Below are 15,919 nucleotides of genomic sequence, written 5' to 3'. Positions count from 1 at the left end.
ACGAAAGGCACACCATGGCCACCACCCTCGCCGGAGCCGGTCCGCGGCTGTGGGCACCCGCCCGGCACCGGCCCTTCCGACTCCTCTGGCTGGGCCAGTCGCTGTCCCTGCTGGGCGACGGCTTCAGCGTCGTCGCCTTCTCCTGGATCACCCTCGGCCTGACCGGATCCACCCTCACCCTCGGCTACGTCCTCGCCTTCCAGGCCGTACCGCGTGCCCTGCTCACCCTGGTCGGCGGCAGCCTCGGCGACAGCCTGTCCACCCGCACCCTGATGATCGCCTCCAGTTGGACCCGGGCCGGGCTGATGACCGGGGTCGGCGTGGCCGGCCTGACCGGACATCTGACGGTGTGGATGCTCTGCGCGGCGGCCGCCGCGTTCGGCGCCGTCGACGCCTTCTTCCAGCCGGCCCGCGTGTCCATCCTGCCCTCGGTCGTGGACGAGAGCCTGCTCACCCCGGCCAACGCGCTGCTGGGCGCGGGCTCGCGGACCGCCGCCGTGGTCGGACCGGCCATCGGCGGCCTGGTCATCGCCCTGACCCGGGCACCGGTGGCCTTCCTGGTCGACGCCGTCTGCTTCGCCCTGTGCGGCTGGTGCGTGGCGAGCATCCGCACCCGCCCCCGGACCGCCGACCGGGAGAAGCCCGGCGTCGCGGCACCGCAGGCGTCCCTGGCCGCCCGGATCCGCGAGGGCGTGGCCTACACCCTGCGCGACCCCCGGCTGCGCACCGTCGTCGCCCTCGACACCGCCGTCAACTTCTGTTACGCCGGGCCCTTCACGGTCGGCTTCGCCACCCTCGCCGAGCAGGTGCTGCGCGGCGGCTCCACCACGCTGGGCGTGCTGAACGGCTCCCTGGCCGGCGGCGCCATGCTCGGCACGCTGGCGGGCGGCGCGCTCGGCGGCCGGCCCCGGGTCGGCCTGCTGGTGGCCGCGCTGGCCGGCTGGCTGGCGGCCGGCATGGCCGTGCTGGGCCTGGTCCACAGCACCGCGGCCGTGGTGGCGACGGTCCTCGCCATGGGCTTCGCCATCGGGTTCCAGGGCGTGTTCGGGCTCAGCTGGATCCAGCGCAACATCCCGCAGGAGGTGCTCACCCGGGTCGTGTCGGTCGACATGGTCCTCGGCTACGCCGCGGCTCCGCTGTCCCTCATCGTGTGCGGCGCACTGGCCCGCACCGGCGCCCTCGCCCTGTTCGGCGCGGTGGCGGCGGTCCTCGCGCTCACCGGCCTCGCGGTGCTCGCCTCCCGTCAGGTCCGCGCGATGCGCTAGGAGTCCCGCAGGGCGGCCGACCGCGCGCACAGGTCCGCGCGGTTGGCCGCCCCCGTCTTCGTGATCAGACTGGCGATGTGCTTCTCGGCCGTACGCGGCGAGATGAACAGCCGGTCGGCGATGTCCTTGTTGCCCAGCCGCTCCGCGAGCAGCCGGAACACCTCGAACTCCCGCACCGTGACGCCCTGGGCGCGCAGATGGTCGGGGATGCCGCTGGTGCCGGTGCGGTGCTGGTGCACCGAGGCCCCGAGCCGCCGCAGCCCGGCCCGGCAGGCTCCCGTGACGGCCTGCACGTCCCGCTCGTGGAAGTAGTGCTCCGCCCGCCGCAGCCAGCTCACCGGATCACCCCAGCCGTCCTGGTGCGCCGCGTCCGCGACCAGCCGCAGCCCCAGGTGCTGGGCCAGCGGATACGGCTCGGCCACCGTCAGCGCGGACTCCACCGTCGCCGCCGCCCGGTCGCCCGCGCCCTCCCGGCCCAGCAGGACCGCGTCGGCCAGCAGCACGAACTGGCGGTTCCAGCGCATCCGGGCGACGGCGGTCGCGGTGACCTCCTCGTGCCGGGCCCGGTCCGCGTCCCCGGCCAGCACGTCCAGCAGCAGCACCAGGCCGTGGGTGCCGCTGAGATGGTAGGTGGAGGGGTTGCCCGCCTCCAGCGCGAGCACCTCCCGCAGTTCGGCGCGGGCCAGCTGGCGGTCCTCCTCCAGCAGGGCGCAGAAGGCGCGGGCCAGGCCCCGGCTGAGCGGCTCCTCCTGGGAGCCGGCGCCGTCCCACTCGGCGAACGCCGCGAGCGCCCGCTCCATCGCGGCCCGGTCGGCGTGGTGGGCCTCCAGCACGGCCTGCGCCATCAGGACGTACCGCACGGCGGGCGCGAGGCGCAGCCGCCGTACGACGGCCAGGCACTCGGCGGCGGCCGACCGGGCGGCGTCGTACCGGCCGCGCAGCACGGCGTCGAGGACGAGGATGCCGTCCACGGTGTGGACGATGTTGACCGAGCCGAGCCGCAGCGCCTCCGCGCGGGCCGCCACCAGCGCCGAGTTGTCGCCGTCGACCAGCCAGGTGTTGCCGGCGAGCCGGGTGGCCGCGTACATGCGCTGCAGCGGCAGGCGATGGCGTTCCGCGGTGGCGAGGGCCTGTTCGAGCATCGCCTCGGACTCGGCCGGGTCCCGCTTGCGGGCCACGGTGGCGAGGAGTTCCAGGGCCTGGCAGGCGACGACGGGCAGGCCGTACCGCTCGGCGGTGTCGGCGGCGGACCGGGCGAGCTTCTCGGCGTGCTGGGTGCGGTCGGGCCCCGGGGTGTCCAGGGCCAGATAGGCGGCCGTCACGTCGGCGGCCGCGGTGGCGGGCTCGTCCGGCGCGGCCGCCAGCACCTCGCGGGCGCGCGCCGTCTGCCGGTTGCCGTCGCTCCACCGGCCTGCCGTGTGGGCGACCTTGGCCAGCTTGGTGTGCAGCGTGGCCAGGCGCACGGGGCTCAGCCCGGAGCCGTCCAGCACGTGCAGATCCTCGGCCAGGTCCAGGGCGCGGGCGAAGTCGCCGGCCTCGGCCAGCGCGGGCAGCAGGTTCTCCAGCACCGCGGCCCGCGCCTGCGGATCACCCGCGTCGGCCAGCAGGTTCTCGGCCCGGCCGAGCAGGGTCACCGCGGAGCTGAGCGCCCCGGCGGACAGCGCCCGCTCGCCGGCGTCCGCGAACAGCAGCCCGGCCCGCACCGTGTCGCCGGCCGCGCTGCGCAGCCCGGCGGCCAGCGCGCACCAGTCGCCGGGCAGATCGGGGTGCAGTTCCTCGACCGCCTCCGCGCCGCGCCGGGCCAGGTCCGCGCGCTGGCCCGGGGTCATCTGCGTGAACAGGGCCTCGACGGTGAGGGAGTGCCGGAAGGCGTACCAGTCGGGGGCCGGCTCGTCGGGCAGCACCAGCCGGGCGGCGACGCCGGCGTGCAGATGGCTGAGCAGCGCGCGGTCGTCGACGCCGGTCATGCGCTGCAGCACCGTGAGGGGGAAGCGCCGGCCGAGCACGGCCGCGGCCGACAGCAGCGTCAGCCCCTGGGCGCCGAGCCGGTCGATGCGGCGCAGTATGCCGCGCGCCAACGTGGAGGAAACGTCACTGCGCAGATCGCCGACGGCCCGCCAGCCCTCCGGCCCCTGCACGAGGGTGCCGACGCCGATCATCGACTGCAGCAGTTCCTCGATCAGGTACGGGCTTCCCGAGCTGTCCTCCCACAGCCGCTCCAGCACCGCCGCGGGCACCTCGCCGGGGCTGTCGGCACCGAGCTGGGCCGCGATCATCTCCTGCGCCTGGTGCCGGGTCAGCGGCGGCAGTTCGACCAGGGTGGCGGCGCCGCGGCGGCGGGCGGACTGGGCGAGGTCCAGGGCGTCGCTGAAGTCGGTGCGGACCGTGGCCAGCAGCAGGACGGGCGTGGACTCCAGGTTGTCGATCATGTACTCGAGGACCCCGAGCGTCTCCGGGTCGGCGTCGTGCAGGTCCTCCAGCAGGAGTAACTGGCCCTGCCCGCGCCCGGCGGCGATGAGCAGGCGCAGCACCGCCTCGCCCAGGATCACCATGGACGTGCTGTCCCGTTCCCCGGTGTCCCACTCCGGGATCAGCCGCCCGAGAACCGGCCGGTACGGGCCGAGGGCCAGGTCGTCCAGGGGCGCGCCGCTGCGGAACAGTGCCATCAGGGCCTCGGTCAGGGGCCGGAACGGGACGGCCGGGCCCGTGGTGCTGCTGCGCCCCCGCAGCACCCGCATCCCGGCGTCGAGCGCCCCGGCGACGGCCTCGGCGGCGACCCTCGACTTGCCGACGCCCGCCTCTCCCACCAGGAAGACGACACCGCCGCGGCCCTGTCGCGCTTCGGCCAGGGCACGGTCGAGCAGGGCCAGTTGGGAGTCCCGTCCGACCAGAGAAGGCGCATGGGAACGCATGAGCGCAGATAGTAATCGGAACTGCGGGGCCGTGGCAGGTCGCGCAGACTCGCACCCGTTCCGTCACCGCTCATGGGGATTCCTGTGCCGAACGCGGCGGCGCGGGCCCGCCGAGCGGGCCCGCGCCATCACATCCGCCGGAAACCGGCCCGGCGTCACCGAGGGGCGGAGACCGAGGTGTCGAGAGTGCTGAGCGTGATGACGATGCCGCTGGTCAGGACCATGCCGGCCAGGACGCGGGCGCGGGCGCAGGCCCGGTTGCGGCCCTTGAGCGCGATCCCGCCCGCGGCGTCCTGCTCCTCGGCGGCGATCCCGGTGACGGCAGCGGTCTCGGTGGCGTCGGCGGAGACGGAGGCGAGGTGCTGGTCCATGACGGTGGTCCCCTTCTGGTGTCCCGTGCCGTACGCACGGGGGTGGTGGAGGAAGTGCCGTTAAGTCGGATGGAGCGGTGGAGCGTGCTGCGGTCAGTTGCCGGGCCGTCCCAGGAGCAGGACGGACGGCACGGTGCCGGGCTGGGCGAGGCGGAGCAGTCCGTAGCCGATGCCGGACAGGCCGGTCAGCAGTCCGGGGGAGGGCACGTGGTCGGGGGTGGCGCAGCGGTGGCTCTGCGCCTCGACGAGGGCGAGCACCTGTCCGGTGCGCCGGCTCAGCGCCCGCGCACAGTCCGTGTCGCCCCGTTCGGCGAGGACGGCGAGGGCCTCCAGCGTGCCGAGCGTGCCGTGTCCGAGGCTCAGACCGGGGGATACGGTGACGTCGGCGAGCCGGGCCGCCAGCGCGGCGGCGGACTGCGGGGCGGCGGCTGCCACTCCGGCGAACCCGGAGGCCCAGGACGGGTCCGCGGGCGCGTCGGACACCTGGCGGACTGCTGCTCGCAGCAGGGTGTCGGCGGCGCTCGCGTGCGGGTTGGCGCGCTCCGGGCGACGGTCGGCGTAGCGCCGCAGCGCCCAGCCGATGCCCGCCGCGCCGTCCGCGAACCCAGGGTGCATCCCGGCGGCCTGCCGGGCCGTCCGTTGCGAGCCGTCGCCGTGCACCCCGGTGCCGGGTCCTTCCGCCGGGCCGTGCCCCGCGACGGGGCCGCGGTCGTCGCCAGTCGTGCCGTCGGTGCGCGCGGCGGTCCGGTCCGGACCGCACGCGGTCGCCAGCAGCAGGTCGGCCACGGTGTCCGCCAGCCGCAGCGCCTCCGGCGCCCCGGTCGCCTCGTGGATGGCGACGGCCGCGGCCAGCGCCCCGGCCCTGCCACCGGCCAGCCCCGGATCGGGGCAGGCGGAGACGGCGTTCCCCAGCGCGGTGAGCGCGTCGGGCAGACAGTCCGTCAAGTCCTCGTCCAGCAGCACCGACAGCCTCGGCAGCGCGTACAGGATGCCTCCGAGCCCGTCGTAGGCGCCGGGTCCGGCCGCCGCGCCCAGGTCGGGATCGGCGGCCAGCGCCTTCAGCAGGGAGGGCAGCGGCCGGACCGCCTCACGGGCCAGCGCGGCATACCGCCCCGCACCGGTCAGCGCGTCCGCCTGGGCCAGGAACAGCGCGACGCCGCAATAGCCCTGCGCCAGCCCGGCGCCCATCGGCAGCACCGCCCAGTGCGGGCCCGAGACCCGCTCCAGACCGAGCCAGTTGGTCCGGCCGCCGCCGCGTACGGCGCGGGCGACGATCTCGTCGGCGATCCCGCACGCGGCGGCCAGCAGCCGCGAGGCGTCGGGCACGACCTCCGGCACCGGGGCCACGGCGAGTTCGGACCGCCGGGCCAGGGGTGAACCGCCGCCCCGCGCCGCCAGCGTGGCCGAGATGATCCACTCCTGGTCATGGCAGTCGACCTCGTCCATCCTGGCCAGCTTCGCGTCCACCGCGGCGAGACTCGCCACGGGCAGCACCTCCGGCAGCCATGTGCCGTCGGCCGTCCGGACCCCCGTGCCGGACGGCCGATGCACGAACAGGGGTACGTCGCCGCGCCACAGGTCGGCCGTCTCGTGCTCGACGAGCCTCCGGCGTGCCTCGTCCTGCTCGGACTCCGTCCACAGCACGGCGAACACACCCTCTCGGGCGAGAGCGTTCCCGAGCAGGGAGGGGTGGGTGGACTCCTCCAGCAGCGTGGCGTACAGACGGGTGGAGCGGACGATGAGCCGCGCCGGGCTCTCGGCGGCCGGCGCCAAGGGCCCGCCACGAGCCAGCAGTTCGCGGCCGTGCGCGGCGAGGGCGGCGTAGGCGGTGCGGAATCCCTCCAGCAGGGCCGCCCGGTGGTCGGCCCTCTTCAGGGGCGCCCCGTCGGGCAGCGGCTGGTTCTGCGCGGCCGGGCTGACGACCGGGGCCCGTACGGCCCGCATCGTGTCCCTGCCGCTGTCCTCCCAGCACAGACCCTCACTGGGGAAGGCGCCGTCGGTGGACCGGCCGAGCGCGGAGATGTCCAGCGCGCCGTGCTCGCCGATCAGCAGGTGGGGCAGCAGGCAGGTGCGGTGCACGGAGGCCTGCAGCGCGTCCGCGGCGGGGTCGGCGCCGGCCGTGGTGGCGTGCGGCAGGCCGGTGTGCAGCAGGGTCTCGGCGTCCACCAGCACCGGCTGGTCGCCGCAGGCGATGACGTTCTCGTAGTGCATGTCGGCGCCGTCCACCGCGTACAGCAGGGCCAGCAGTGCCCCCTGACGCCGGTAGAAGGCATCGGTCTCGGCCACCGACCGGCACCAGCGGTGCTCGACGAACTCCAGCCAGCCGTACTCCGGCCGGCGCACACTGCGGGGCGTGCGCAGCGCGAGGCCGGGCACCTTGGCGTTGAGCCACGCCACCAGGCCGTCGAGCAGGGCGTGCTGGTCGAGCGGGCGGGGCTTGTACACCAGCCGGTCCCCGCCGGCGAAGCGCAGGACCGCGACCGCCCGGTTGCCCTGGTGGGCGTCTCCGAGACCGAGCTCGACCCCGGCCAGCGCACCGGGCTCGCGCCCGTGGAGCACCCCGGCGACCAGCTCGTCCCGGTCGGCCTGGAACCGTGCCGCCAGCTCCGCCGCCGCCTCCACCGCGTCCAGTGCGGTCTGGGCGAGCATCCGGGCCAGCACCGGGTAGGCGGCGACGAGTCCGGCCAGACCCCGCCGGGTGCCGATGGCGGCGACGAACGAGGCGAACCGCTCGCGGGGGTCCGCTCCGGCGAGCCGCCGGGCACGCCGGGCGAGGGAGAGCTCATGGACCAGGGTGCGGGCGGCCTGCCGGACGAGCTGGTCCGTCAGCCGCCGCTCGAACGCGCCCCGCCAGACGGCCTGTTCGGCGACGGGGACGCCGGTCATGAGGCGGTCGAGCCGGTCCGCCGCCGGGGTGAGGAACGGTCGTACGACGGTCGCGAAGACCTCGGGACCCGTCCCGTCCGTGGTCAGCTCCTCCAGGCTCTCGGGCGCGGTCGCCACGGCCTGTTCGGCGTACCCGGCCCAGCGCGGCTTGGCCGCACGGGCGGCGAGCAGGTCGGCGGGTTCCGCCGCGAGCGCCGCCGCGGTCGCCCCGTCCACTCCGAGGCGGGCCAGCCGCAGAGCGAAACCCTCGCTGTCCCCGGCGGCCCAGGGAGCGGGCCCGCTGGGGGAGTCGCCGGCGGACGCCACCGGCCGTCCGGGGGCGGCGAGCCGTTCCGCGAGGGTCAGCGCCGGGGCCCACCAGTCGAGCGGCAGGCCGGCGCTCCGGGGAGTCGGGAGGCTGGCGGTCTCAGTCACGTCAACGAAGGTGGCAGACGCCCCGCGATCCCCACATGGGGAACTGGCCCCCATATTCCCTGCGGCCCGTACCACCGGTGGGGAACGGCCGCGGCGTCGGTACCGCGCACCGGGGAGAACCGCAGGTCAGCGGGGATACCCATCCCCTCCCCGCGACTGGGGGCGGGCCGCCCGCCGTACGGCCGCATCCCGCCCGGCGCACGGGCGTACCCCGCCTGCCGCGGCCGCCCGCCCCCATGCCGCACACCCGGCGCCCCCATACGGTCACGGCCCTCCACGCCCGCCCCGGGGCCGTACGCCCCCATCTTTGCGGCGTGCCGCCCCCACTCCCACCCGGCGCGCCCTCCTCCTGCGGGTGCCGGCCACCCCGTCCACCGCCGGACGGGCCCTGCGGGGCGGAAACACCGGACCGGTGCCGCCGATCGCGGCGGCCGGGGCCGGAAAAGGTGGGGACCGACTACCGATGCTCCCGCATTCCCGGCGGGCGCACGCTGCCGTGCAGAACCCCCCAGACCGCCCGGCCCGCATCGCCACCGGGTGGACGACCTTCCAAGGAGCAGCAGATGGGAGCACCTGTACCCGTCGGCGTGATCGCGCTCGACCCCGTACTGGAAGCCGGCACCCGCAGTACCCTCCTGGCCTGCCCGGAGCTGACCCTGTGCGAGCCCGCCGACGCCCGGGTCGCCGTGCTGACCGTGGACCGGCTCCGCCCGGCCGAACTCGACACCGTGCGCCTCGCCCGCGCCTACCCGCAGCGCCCCGCCGTCGTCCTGGTGGCCGGCGCCCTGGCCCCCGGCGACGCCCTGCACGCCCTCGCCGCCGGCGCCCGCGGTCTGCTGCTGCGCCGCGAGGCCGACGCCTCCCGCCTCGGCCACGCGGTGCTGGCCGCGGACCAGGACGAGTGCACCCTGCCGACGGACCTGCTCGAACAGGTCCTCCAGGGCCCGGACACCCGGCACGGCAACGGCGGCTGGGCCGGAGGCGCCCTGTCGGACCGGGAGCGTTCGGTGCTGCGCCTGGTCGCCGACGGGCACGAGACCGCTGAGATCGCCGAGCGACTCGCCTACTCGCCGCGCACGGTGACGACCGTCGTCCACGACATCACCCAGCGGTTCCGGCTGCGCAACCGCACGCACGCGGTCGCCTACGCCCTGCGGGCGGGTCTGCTGTGACGGCCACCCTCACGCCCGCGGTCCGCACGTCCGCCGGCCCCGCGGGCACGGCCGTACCCGCCGCTGCGCCGGTCCTGCGGGTGCTGCCCGGACGCGGTGCGGACCGGGTCCGGTCCCTCGCCCGACGCGCGGGCCTGAGATGCGCGGACGAGGGCGACGAGGAGGAAGGGACCGTCACCGTGGTCGTCGCGGAGGACGCCGAACAGGCCGTGCCGGGCCTGCGGAACACCGGACCGCTGCTGCTGGTGTGCGAGACCGTCAGCCGCAGCGGTCTGGTACGGGCCCTGCGCGCGGGCGCGGTCGTCCTGCGGAGCGCGGACCTCTCGCCGGAGAGCCTGGCAGCCGCCGTCCGCCGCGCCGGGCACCCGCACCCGACCATTCCCTACCCGGAACTGTCCCACCTGCTGAGCACCGGGCCCTCGGCCGACGGGCCGTCCCGGCGCGGGACCCGCCCGCCGGCCCTGACCGCGCGTCAGAAGCAGGTGCTGCGCCTCCTGGCCGACGGGCACGCCAACGCGGACATCGCGCGGCTGCTGGAGTGCTCCGAACACACCGTGAAGAACGTCGTCTACGAGATCATGGCGCGCCTGCAGGCCCGCAACCGGTCGCACGCGGTCGCCCGCGCGCTGCGGCACGGCCTGGTCTGACCCCCCGGGGACGGCCTCGACGCGGGCGACGGGAGACAGGGGCTGCTCGCACGCCCTCCCGTCGCCCCGCGCGGCCGACGGCGCGTGCCGGGTCAGAACCGGGGAGAGGGCAGCGACCGCGGTTCGATCCGCTCCTCGACGACACCGCCGTCCCCGCGGCCGACCACATAGGCCGCTTTGCCCGGCAGTTCCGTCACCGCCTCGACCAACTCGGTGCCGCGGTAGACCAGTCCTACCCCGTCGTCGGTGCAGTGGGCCGTGCGGAACACGCCCTCGGCCACCAGCCGGTGGATCAGCGGGCGCCGGCCCGCGTCGGAGTCGTAGTGCACGCCGTTGCCGTACGGCAGCAGCCCCAACCCGTCCGTCACGGGTCGCAGTCCGGGGCCGAAGGAGTCGGTCGCGCCGCCCTCGAACCAGCAGATGGAGCCCGCGCTGACCCCGGCGAGCACCACGCCCGCCCGCCATGCGCGCCGCATGATCCGGTCCAGACCGTGCACCCGCCACACGGCGAGCAGATTGGCCACCGACCCGCCCATCACCCACACCACGTCGTGATCCAGGACCGTGCCCTCGACGTCCTCGACGTTCGGCATGGGGAAGAGATACAGCGGCGTGAGATCGAAGCCCGCGGCCCGGGCCGCCTCCGCCACCCGCGCGGTGACGTGCTCGGCGTCGCCGGTCGCCGTGCCGACGTACAGGATGCGGGGGCGCCTGCCGTGCACACCGGAGAGGTCGACCGCGTGGTGCACCAGGGCGTCGAAGAGGATCCGGGTGCGCGTGCCGACGCGATGCCCTCCGGACGTGGCGAGGATGGTGGGTTCCGGGGCGGTCACGTGCGTGATCGTAGCGCCGTTTCCCGCCCGCACGCGGGGAGTTGACGAAGGCGACACCCCACCGGCACACGCGGAGCGGGGACCGGCCGTCCGGCCGGTCCCCGCTCCTGCTGTGCGGCCCTCACCCTGTCCGCAGGGCCACCGCCGCCGCGTATCCCGCCGGGACGAGGACGTCCCGCAGGGTCCACCGCGGGTCCGGCGCCGCCGGCAGCGCCCCGGTGCCGACGTAGTCCAGCGCCGGATCACGCACCAGCCCGGTGCCCAGACCCTTGAGGTAGGCCTCCTTGCGCACCCAGGTCCGGGTGAACGCCGCCGCGCGTTCGTGCGCGGGCAGCAGCGCCAGCTCCCGCCCCTCCACCGGGTGCAGGGCGGACTGGGCGTCGAGCACCGCCTGCGTGGTGGCCAGCCCCTCCACGTCGACGCCGACGGGGATCGGGGCGAGCGCCACCATCACCAGATCCCCGCTGTGCGACAGCGAGAAGTGCACCCCGGAGGTACGCAGCGCGGGCCGGCCGTGCGGACCGCCGCAGCCCGCGCACGGCTCACGCACCAGCGGCAGCGCGTCGGCGGGCACGCCCAGCAGCAGGCTCAGCACGCCACGCAGGGCCGCGTGCGCGATCACGTACGCGTCGCGGTCCCGGGACCGGTGGAAGGCGTCGGCCCGCGCCCGCTCCTGCGCGTCGAGCAACTCCTGCGCCCGCCGCAGTCCGCCGCGGTCCTGCCGTCCCACCTCCGCCAGGTACAGCTCCACCGGCCGCAGGGGCGCCCGCGGGCACGGCGAGCGGGCGCCGAAGTGCGGCACGGACAGGTCCATCACGGCCGGGCACAGCGGCCCGGGCGGCGGCGCCGACGGCGGGGCGTGCGCCGGCCGGGCGAGCAGCGGACCCGGGCGGGAGTCAGACATCGGCCCCGGCCAGCCGACGGCGCAGGCTGAGCGGGCGCATGTCCGTCCAGACCACGTCGATGTGGTCCAGGCACTCCTGCCGGGTGCCGCGCCGGCCCTCCGGGTGCCAGCCGGCCGGCAGCTCGCGGTCCGCCCGCCAGATCGAGTACTGCTCCTCGTCGTTGCGCACCACGAGGTACACCTCGTCGGTACCCGGGCGGACCTCCTCGCCGCCCGCGCCGGTCGCGGAATCGGTGTGTGTCACGGTGAACCTCCCGCAGGTGATGGGGCCGGCCGCAGGTCAGGGGCCGACGAGGTCAGCGTGCCCGCCACCGGCGCCCCCGGTCAGGGACGAACGCGCCGAACCGGGGGCGCGCGTTGCTGCCGGAACTTCCCTGGTGGGCGGTGAGCGCGGCGCGGGACCGTGCTGTCCGGTCGCGGGGCGCCCGGCACCCCTGGCGGAGCCCGCCGCCCGGTCCAGCCGCGCGATGCCCGCGCACCCCCGTTTCGGAAGGAGCACGCGATGTCGGACCAGCACGCACCTGTCCTGCTGCCGGGCGGAGGCTGGCGGCTGTGGGAGCAGTTCGCGCTGCGCGGCCCCGGTTTCCCCGCCGACGGCGTGCTGCGCCTGGCGCCGCCCGGACTGGCCGAGGCCGCCGACAAGTTCGGCCCCGACGCCGAGCTGTCCGGGCCCGAGTGGCAGGCCTTCGCCGACGACCTCGCCACGGCCGCCGTCCACACCGCCCGCCACCTGCAGCAGATCGCCGCCCAACCCCGCTTCCAGGCCGCCCTCGCCTGGCAGAACCCGGCCGTGCTGCGCACCGGCATCGCGCCGTTCCTGCGCTGGACGCCGAGCGCGGACAGCCGCAGCAGCATGCCTCGCCAGCGTGAGGAACTGGTCGCGCACTACTGGCAGCGGTTCTGCGTGAAGAACGACACCATCGGCTTCTTCGGGCCGGTCGGCTGGGGCCGCTGGGACCTGTCCGCGCCGGCAGCGGTCGCCGTGGACCCCGGTCGCGGCTTCCTCGCCGCGCAGGAGGTGTACTTCTCCGGCTGGGCCATCGACGCCCTCGCCAAGGTCCTCGCCGAGGACCCCGAGCTGATGCGCTGGATCCCGCCGCGCCGCGTGTCCTTCGTGCGCTGCGCCGACGGCGCCGTCCGGATCCCCGGGCGTCCCGCCCAGCCGGTCGGCGCCACCGAACTGGCCGTCCTCGAGTTGTGCGACGGCACCCGGCACCCCGACGCCGTCGCCGCCGAACTGGGCCTGCCCGCACAGGAGGTGACCCGCGTCGTACGCGACCTGGTGGCCCGCCGCTGGGTGCAGTGGCGCCTCGAGGTGCCCGCCGCCACCCACCCCGACCGCGCCTTGCGCCGCATCCTCGAACGCGTCCCGGACACCGCCGCCCGCACCCGGGCACTGGACCGGCTCGCCGTGCTGGAACGCGGCCGGGACGCGGTACGCGCCGCCGGGACCGACGCCGCCGCCCTGACCGCCGCGATCGGAGCGCTGGAGGCCGACTTCGCGGCGCTCACCGACAGCGAGGCGCAGCGGGCCAAGGGCGAACGCACCGCGCCCTGCCGGGGACTGGTGTACTGCGACGCCCGGCGGGCGGCGACCGCCACGGCCGGCACCGGGCTGCTCGCCCACCTCGAGCCCCTCCAGCTGTGCCTGACGGCCGCCCGCTGGATGACCAACCGCTTCGCCGACGCCATCCGGGTGCGCCTGCGCACCGCGTACAACCGGCTGCGCGCCACCGGCGAACCGGTGGACCTCGGCACGCTCTGGCTGCACACCCTGCCGTCACCGCACCCCGACGCGGGCGACCTCATCGACGCCGTCCAGGTTGAACTGCGCGCCAAGTGGGCCCGCGTGCTGGACCTCCCGGCCGGCGTGCGGCGGGTCCGGCTGTCCACGGCCGACCTGGCCGAGCGGGTGCGCCGCGAGTTCGACGAGCCGGGCGACGGCTGGTCGCTGGCCCGGTACATCAGCCCCGACCTGCTGGTGATCGCCGACGACGAGACCGCACTGGCCCGCGGCGACGTCCGGCTCGTCCTCGGTGAGATGCACTGCGCCCTCAACACGATGGGGGCCTCCCTGTTCGTGCACCAGCACCCCGACCGCGACGCGCTGCTCGCCGAGACCAGCCGCGACTTCCCCGGCCCGCGCCTGCTGCCCATGCTGCCCAAGGAGCTGCCCCTGAAGTGGTCCACCCGCAGCAGGCCCTCGCTGGACCGGCCCGAGGACCACTACGTGGCCCTCGTCGACCAGACCGGCGACCCGCACCGCCCGCGCACCGTGCTCGGCGCCGACGTGACCGTCGAGGACCGGGACGGCCGGCTGACCGCGATCCTGCCCGACGGCACCGGCTACGACCTGCTCGACGTCTACGCCAACACCCTCACCCAGCGCGTCATGGACCGCTTCACCCTCCGCCCCGAGGGCGTCCACACCCCGCGCATCACCGTGGACCGGATGATCGTCGCCCGCGAGACCTGGCACCTGCCGGTCGCCGGGCTCGACTTCGCCGACGAGAAGGCGGAGGCCACCCGTTTCGTCCGCGCCCGGCACTGGCAGCGCCGGCACGAACTGCCCCGCTTCGTCTTCGTGGTCTCGCCGACCGAACCCCGCCCCTTCTACGTCGACTTCGACAGCCCCGTCTACGTCACCATCCTCGCCAAGGCAGCCCGCCGGCTCGCCCGCAAGGACCCCGAGGCCCGGCTCAAGGTCAGCGAGATGCTGCCCACCCCCGAACAGGCCTGGCTCACCGACGACGAGGGACGCCGCTACACCTCCGAACTCCGCTTCGTCGCCGTCGACCAGACCGTCACCGCGGAAGGGGACGCGTGATGCGCACGATCGCCGACGACATCGCCGCACACGCCGCCCGGCACCCCGACCGCGTCGCGCTCAGCACCCCGCACGGCGAGGTGACGTACGGCCGGCTCGCCGCCCGCATCGAGGAGATCGCCCGCCGGCTGCGGGCGCACGGCGCCGGACCCGAGACGGTCTGCGCCGTGGCCGTCGAGCACGGCACCGACGCCGTCGCGGCCATGGCGGCGGTGCTGCGCTGCGGCGCCGCCTTCCTCACCCTGGACGTCGGCCAGCCCCGCGACCGGCTCGCCGCCTTCACCGAGAGCGCCGACGCCCGCCTGCTGCTGACCAGCGCGGCCCTGGCCCCCGCCCTGGACCTCGGCCTCCCGGCGATCCTGCTGGACCGGCCCCCGGCCGCAGACCCTCTCGCCGCCCCGCCGGACCGGCCCGCAAGCGCGGAGGGACCCTCGCCGGGGCCGGTCCACCCCCGCGCCCTCGCCTACGTCAGCCACACCTCCGGCAGCACCGGCCGGCCCAGCGCCGTCCTGGTCGAACACGGCGCCCTCGACGCCTATCTCCGCGACACCGCCGAGGCGTTCGGCCTCGGCCCGGACACGGTGGCCCTGCAGACGGCGCCGCTCGGCTACGACGCCTCGATCCGGGACACCTTCGTACCGCTGCTGGCCGGGGCCCGACTGGTGATCGTGGACCGCGCCCGGCTGCTGCGCCCCGAGGAGTTCGCCCGCACCGTCCGCGAGCACCGCGTGACGGCACTGCTCAGCGTCACTCCCTCCTTCCTGTCCCACCTCGCGGCACAGCCGCGGCTCACCGATCCGCTGGCCGGTGTCGGCCTGGTCGCCTCCAGCGGCGAGTCCCTGCGGCCGTTCCTCGCCGCCGGCGGACGCACGCTGGTGCCGGGCCGGCTCGTCAACCAGTACGGCCCCACCGAGTGCACGATGACCACCACCCGGCACAGCGTGCCCGTCCCGCCGGACCCCTCCGCCGACCTCGTGGGCACCCCCCGCACCGGCGCCGTGGTCCGCGTGCTCGACGCGGACCTGGCCCCGGTCCCCGACGGCACGGTCGGCGAGGTCTACATCGGGGGAGTGGGCGTGGCCCGCGGCTACGGCGGACGCCCCGCCCGCACCGCCGAGTGCTTCGTGCCGGACCCCTACGGGCCGCCTGGGGCCCGCCTGTACCGGACCGGCGACCTCGGCTGGTGGGGGCCCGGGGGACTGCACTACGCCGGCCGCACCGACCGGCAGGTCAAGATCCGCGGCTACCGAGTGGACCCCGCGGAGGTCGAGGGCGCCCTGCTGGCCCACCCCGGCGTGACCGGCGCGGTGGTGACCGCGCACACCGACGACCGGGGACGCGTGCACCTGCTCGCCCACCTCACCGGCGACCTGGCCGGCACGTCCGACGCCGCGCTGCGCGCCCACCTGGCCCGGACCCTGCCGCCCCACCTGATGCCGCGCCGGTTCCTGCGGCTGGACGCCCTGCCCACGACGCGCGGCGGCAAGACGGACCGCCGGCTGCTTGCCACGAGGAGCACCGCATGACCGCCCTCGACCTGCACCACACCGCCACGAACCCGCGGCCCGCCCCCGCGCCACCGCAGCCGTCCGCAGGGCCGCAGTCCGACGGCCGCGGGCCCGCGGCCGGCTTGACGCCGGGGGGTGCCGCTCCGTCGTCCGCGTCGCTGCGGTCGGCGGCGTGTGGCT

At 76.0% G+C, this 15,919-nt stretch carries 11 protein-coding genes; 5 read left to right on the top strand and 6 right to left on the bottom strand.

Annotation, left to right across the window (positions count from 1 at the left end; all coding sequences use genetic code 11):
* Positions 1-14: 14 nt before the first annotated feature.
* Positions 15-1,265 carry an MFS transporter gene (locus ACGFZN_RS32640; RefSeq protein ID WP_393862066.1) on the top strand — a complete coding sequence of 417 codons (1,251 nt, stop codon included), beginning with the start codon at positions 15-17 and terminating at the stop codon, positions 1,263-1,265.
* On the opposite strand, the gene ACGFZN_RS32635 is transcribed toward ACGFZN_RS32640, so the two are convergent.
* The 3 genes from ACGFZN_RS32635 to ACGFZN_RS32625 form a co-directional block, all read right to left on the bottom strand.
* Positions 1,262-4,177, bottom strand: coding sequence for an AAA family ATPase (locus ACGFZN_RS32635; RefSeq protein ID WP_393862065.1), 2,916 nt, complete (start codon positions 4,175-4,177; stop codon positions 1,262-1,264). The two genes, ACGFZN_RS32640 and ACGFZN_RS32635, sit on opposite strands and share 4 nt — an antisense overlap.
* Before the next feature lie 155 nt (positions 4,178-4,332).
* Positions 4,333-4,548, bottom strand: a complete 216-nt coding sequence (locus tag ACGFZN_RS32630; protein WP_393862064.1) for a hypothetical protein — start codon at positions 4,546-4,548, stop codon at positions 4,333-4,335.
* A gap of 93 nt (positions 4,549-4,641) precedes the next feature.
* Positions 4,642-7,848, bottom strand: coding sequence for a type 2 lanthipeptide synthetase LanM family protein (locus tag ACGFZN_RS32625; RefSeq protein ID WP_393862063.1), 3,207 nt, complete (start codon positions 7,846-7,848; stop codon positions 4,642-4,644).
* Positions 7,849-8,411: 563 nt separating this feature from the next.
* On the opposite strand from ACGFZN_RS32625, the gene ACGFZN_RS32620 reads away from it, so the two are divergent.
* On the top strand, positions 8,412-9,020 hold the full coding sequence (locus ACGFZN_RS32620) for a LuxR C-terminal-related transcriptional regulator (protein ID WP_393862062.1): 609 nt from the start codon (positions 8,412-8,414) through the stop codon (positions 9,018-9,020).
* The gene (locus ACGFZN_RS32615; protein WP_393862061.1) at positions 9,017-9,667 is read left to right on the top strand and encodes a LuxR C-terminal-related transcriptional regulator; all 651 of its coding nucleotides are present in this window, start codon (positions 9,017-9,019) and stop codon (positions 9,665-9,667) included. Before ACGFZN_RS32620 ends, ACGFZN_RS32615 begins: the two co-directional genes overlap by 4 nt.
* A gap of 92 nt (positions 9,668-9,759) precedes the next feature.
* Here the strand turns inward: ACGFZN_RS32615 and ACGFZN_RS32610 are convergent, their stop codons facing one another.
* The 3 genes from ACGFZN_RS32610 to ACGFZN_RS32600 form a co-directional block, all read right to left on the bottom strand.
* Positions 9,760-10,500, bottom strand: a complete 741-nt coding sequence (locus ACGFZN_RS32610) for a Type 1 glutamine amidotransferase-like domain-containing protein (protein ID WP_393862060.1) — start codon at positions 10,498-10,500, stop codon at positions 9,760-9,762.
* A gap of 121 nt (positions 10,501-10,621) precedes the next feature.
* Entirely contained in the window at positions 10,622-11,404 is a 783-nt protein-coding gene (locus tag ACGFZN_RS32605; protein ID WP_393862059.1) for a 4'-phosphopantetheinyl transferase family protein, read from the bottom strand.
* Entirely contained in the window at positions 11,397-11,648 is a 252-nt protein-coding gene (locus ACGFZN_RS32600; RefSeq protein ID WP_393862058.1) for an MbtH family protein, read from the bottom strand. Before ACGFZN_RS32600 ends, ACGFZN_RS32605 begins: the two co-directional genes overlap by 8 nt.
* Before the next feature lie 258 nt (positions 11,649-11,906).
* On the opposite strand from ACGFZN_RS32600, the gene ACGFZN_RS32595 reads away from it, so the two are divergent.
* Both ACGFZN_RS32595 and ACGFZN_RS32590 read left to right on the top strand, forming a co-directional pair.
* The gene (locus tag ACGFZN_RS32595; protein ID WP_393862057.1) at positions 11,907-14,231 is read left to right on the top strand and encodes a lantibiotic dehydratase; all 2,325 of its coding nucleotides are present in this window, start codon (positions 11,907-11,909) and stop codon (positions 14,229-14,231) included.
* Positions 14,231-15,757: an amino acid adenylation domain-containing protein gene (locus ACGFZN_RS32590; protein ID WP_393862056.1), complete on the top strand. Its 1,527-nt coding sequence runs from the start codon at positions 14,231-14,233 to the stop codon at positions 15,755-15,757. Before ACGFZN_RS32595 ends, ACGFZN_RS32590 begins: the two co-directional genes overlap by 1 nt.
* Positions 15,758-15,919 lie beyond the last annotated feature (162 nt).

It is taken from the genome of Streptomyces sp. NPDC048192, assembly GCF_043202415.1.
Classification (GTDB): Bacteria; Actinomycetota; Actinomycetes; order Streptomycetales; family Streptomycetaceae; genus Streptomyces.
This window is presented reverse-complemented; position numbering and strand designations above follow the sequence as displayed.

Coding starts and splice junctions, on each gene's coding strand:
- ACGFZN_RS32640 (WP_393862066.1), top strand. CDS start 15: ATGGCCACCACCCTCGCCGGAGCCGGTCCGCGGCTGTGGGCACCCGCC.
- ACGFZN_RS32635 (WP_393862065.1), bottom strand. CDS start 4,177: ATGCGTTCCCATGCGCCTTCTCTGGTCGGACGGGACTCCCAACTGGCC.
- ACGFZN_RS32630 (WP_393862064.1), bottom strand. CDS start 4,548: ATGGACCAGCACCTCGCCTCCGTCTCCGCCGACGCCACCGAGACCGCT.
- ACGFZN_RS32620 (WP_393862062.1), top strand. CDS start 8,412: ATGGGAGCACCTGTACCCGTCGGCGTGATCGCGCTCGACCCCGTACTG.
- ACGFZN_RS32605 (WP_393862059.1), bottom strand. CDS start 11,404: ATGTCTGACTCCCGCCCGGGTCCGCTGCTCGCCCGGCCGGCGCACGCC.
- ACGFZN_RS32595 (WP_393862057.1), top strand. CDS start 11,907: ATGTCGGACCAGCACGCACCTGTCCTGCTGCCGGGCGGAGGCTGGCGG.
- ACGFZN_RS32590 (WP_393862056.1), top strand. CDS start 14,231: ATGCGCACGATCGCCGACGACATCGCCGCACACGCCGCCCGGCACCCC.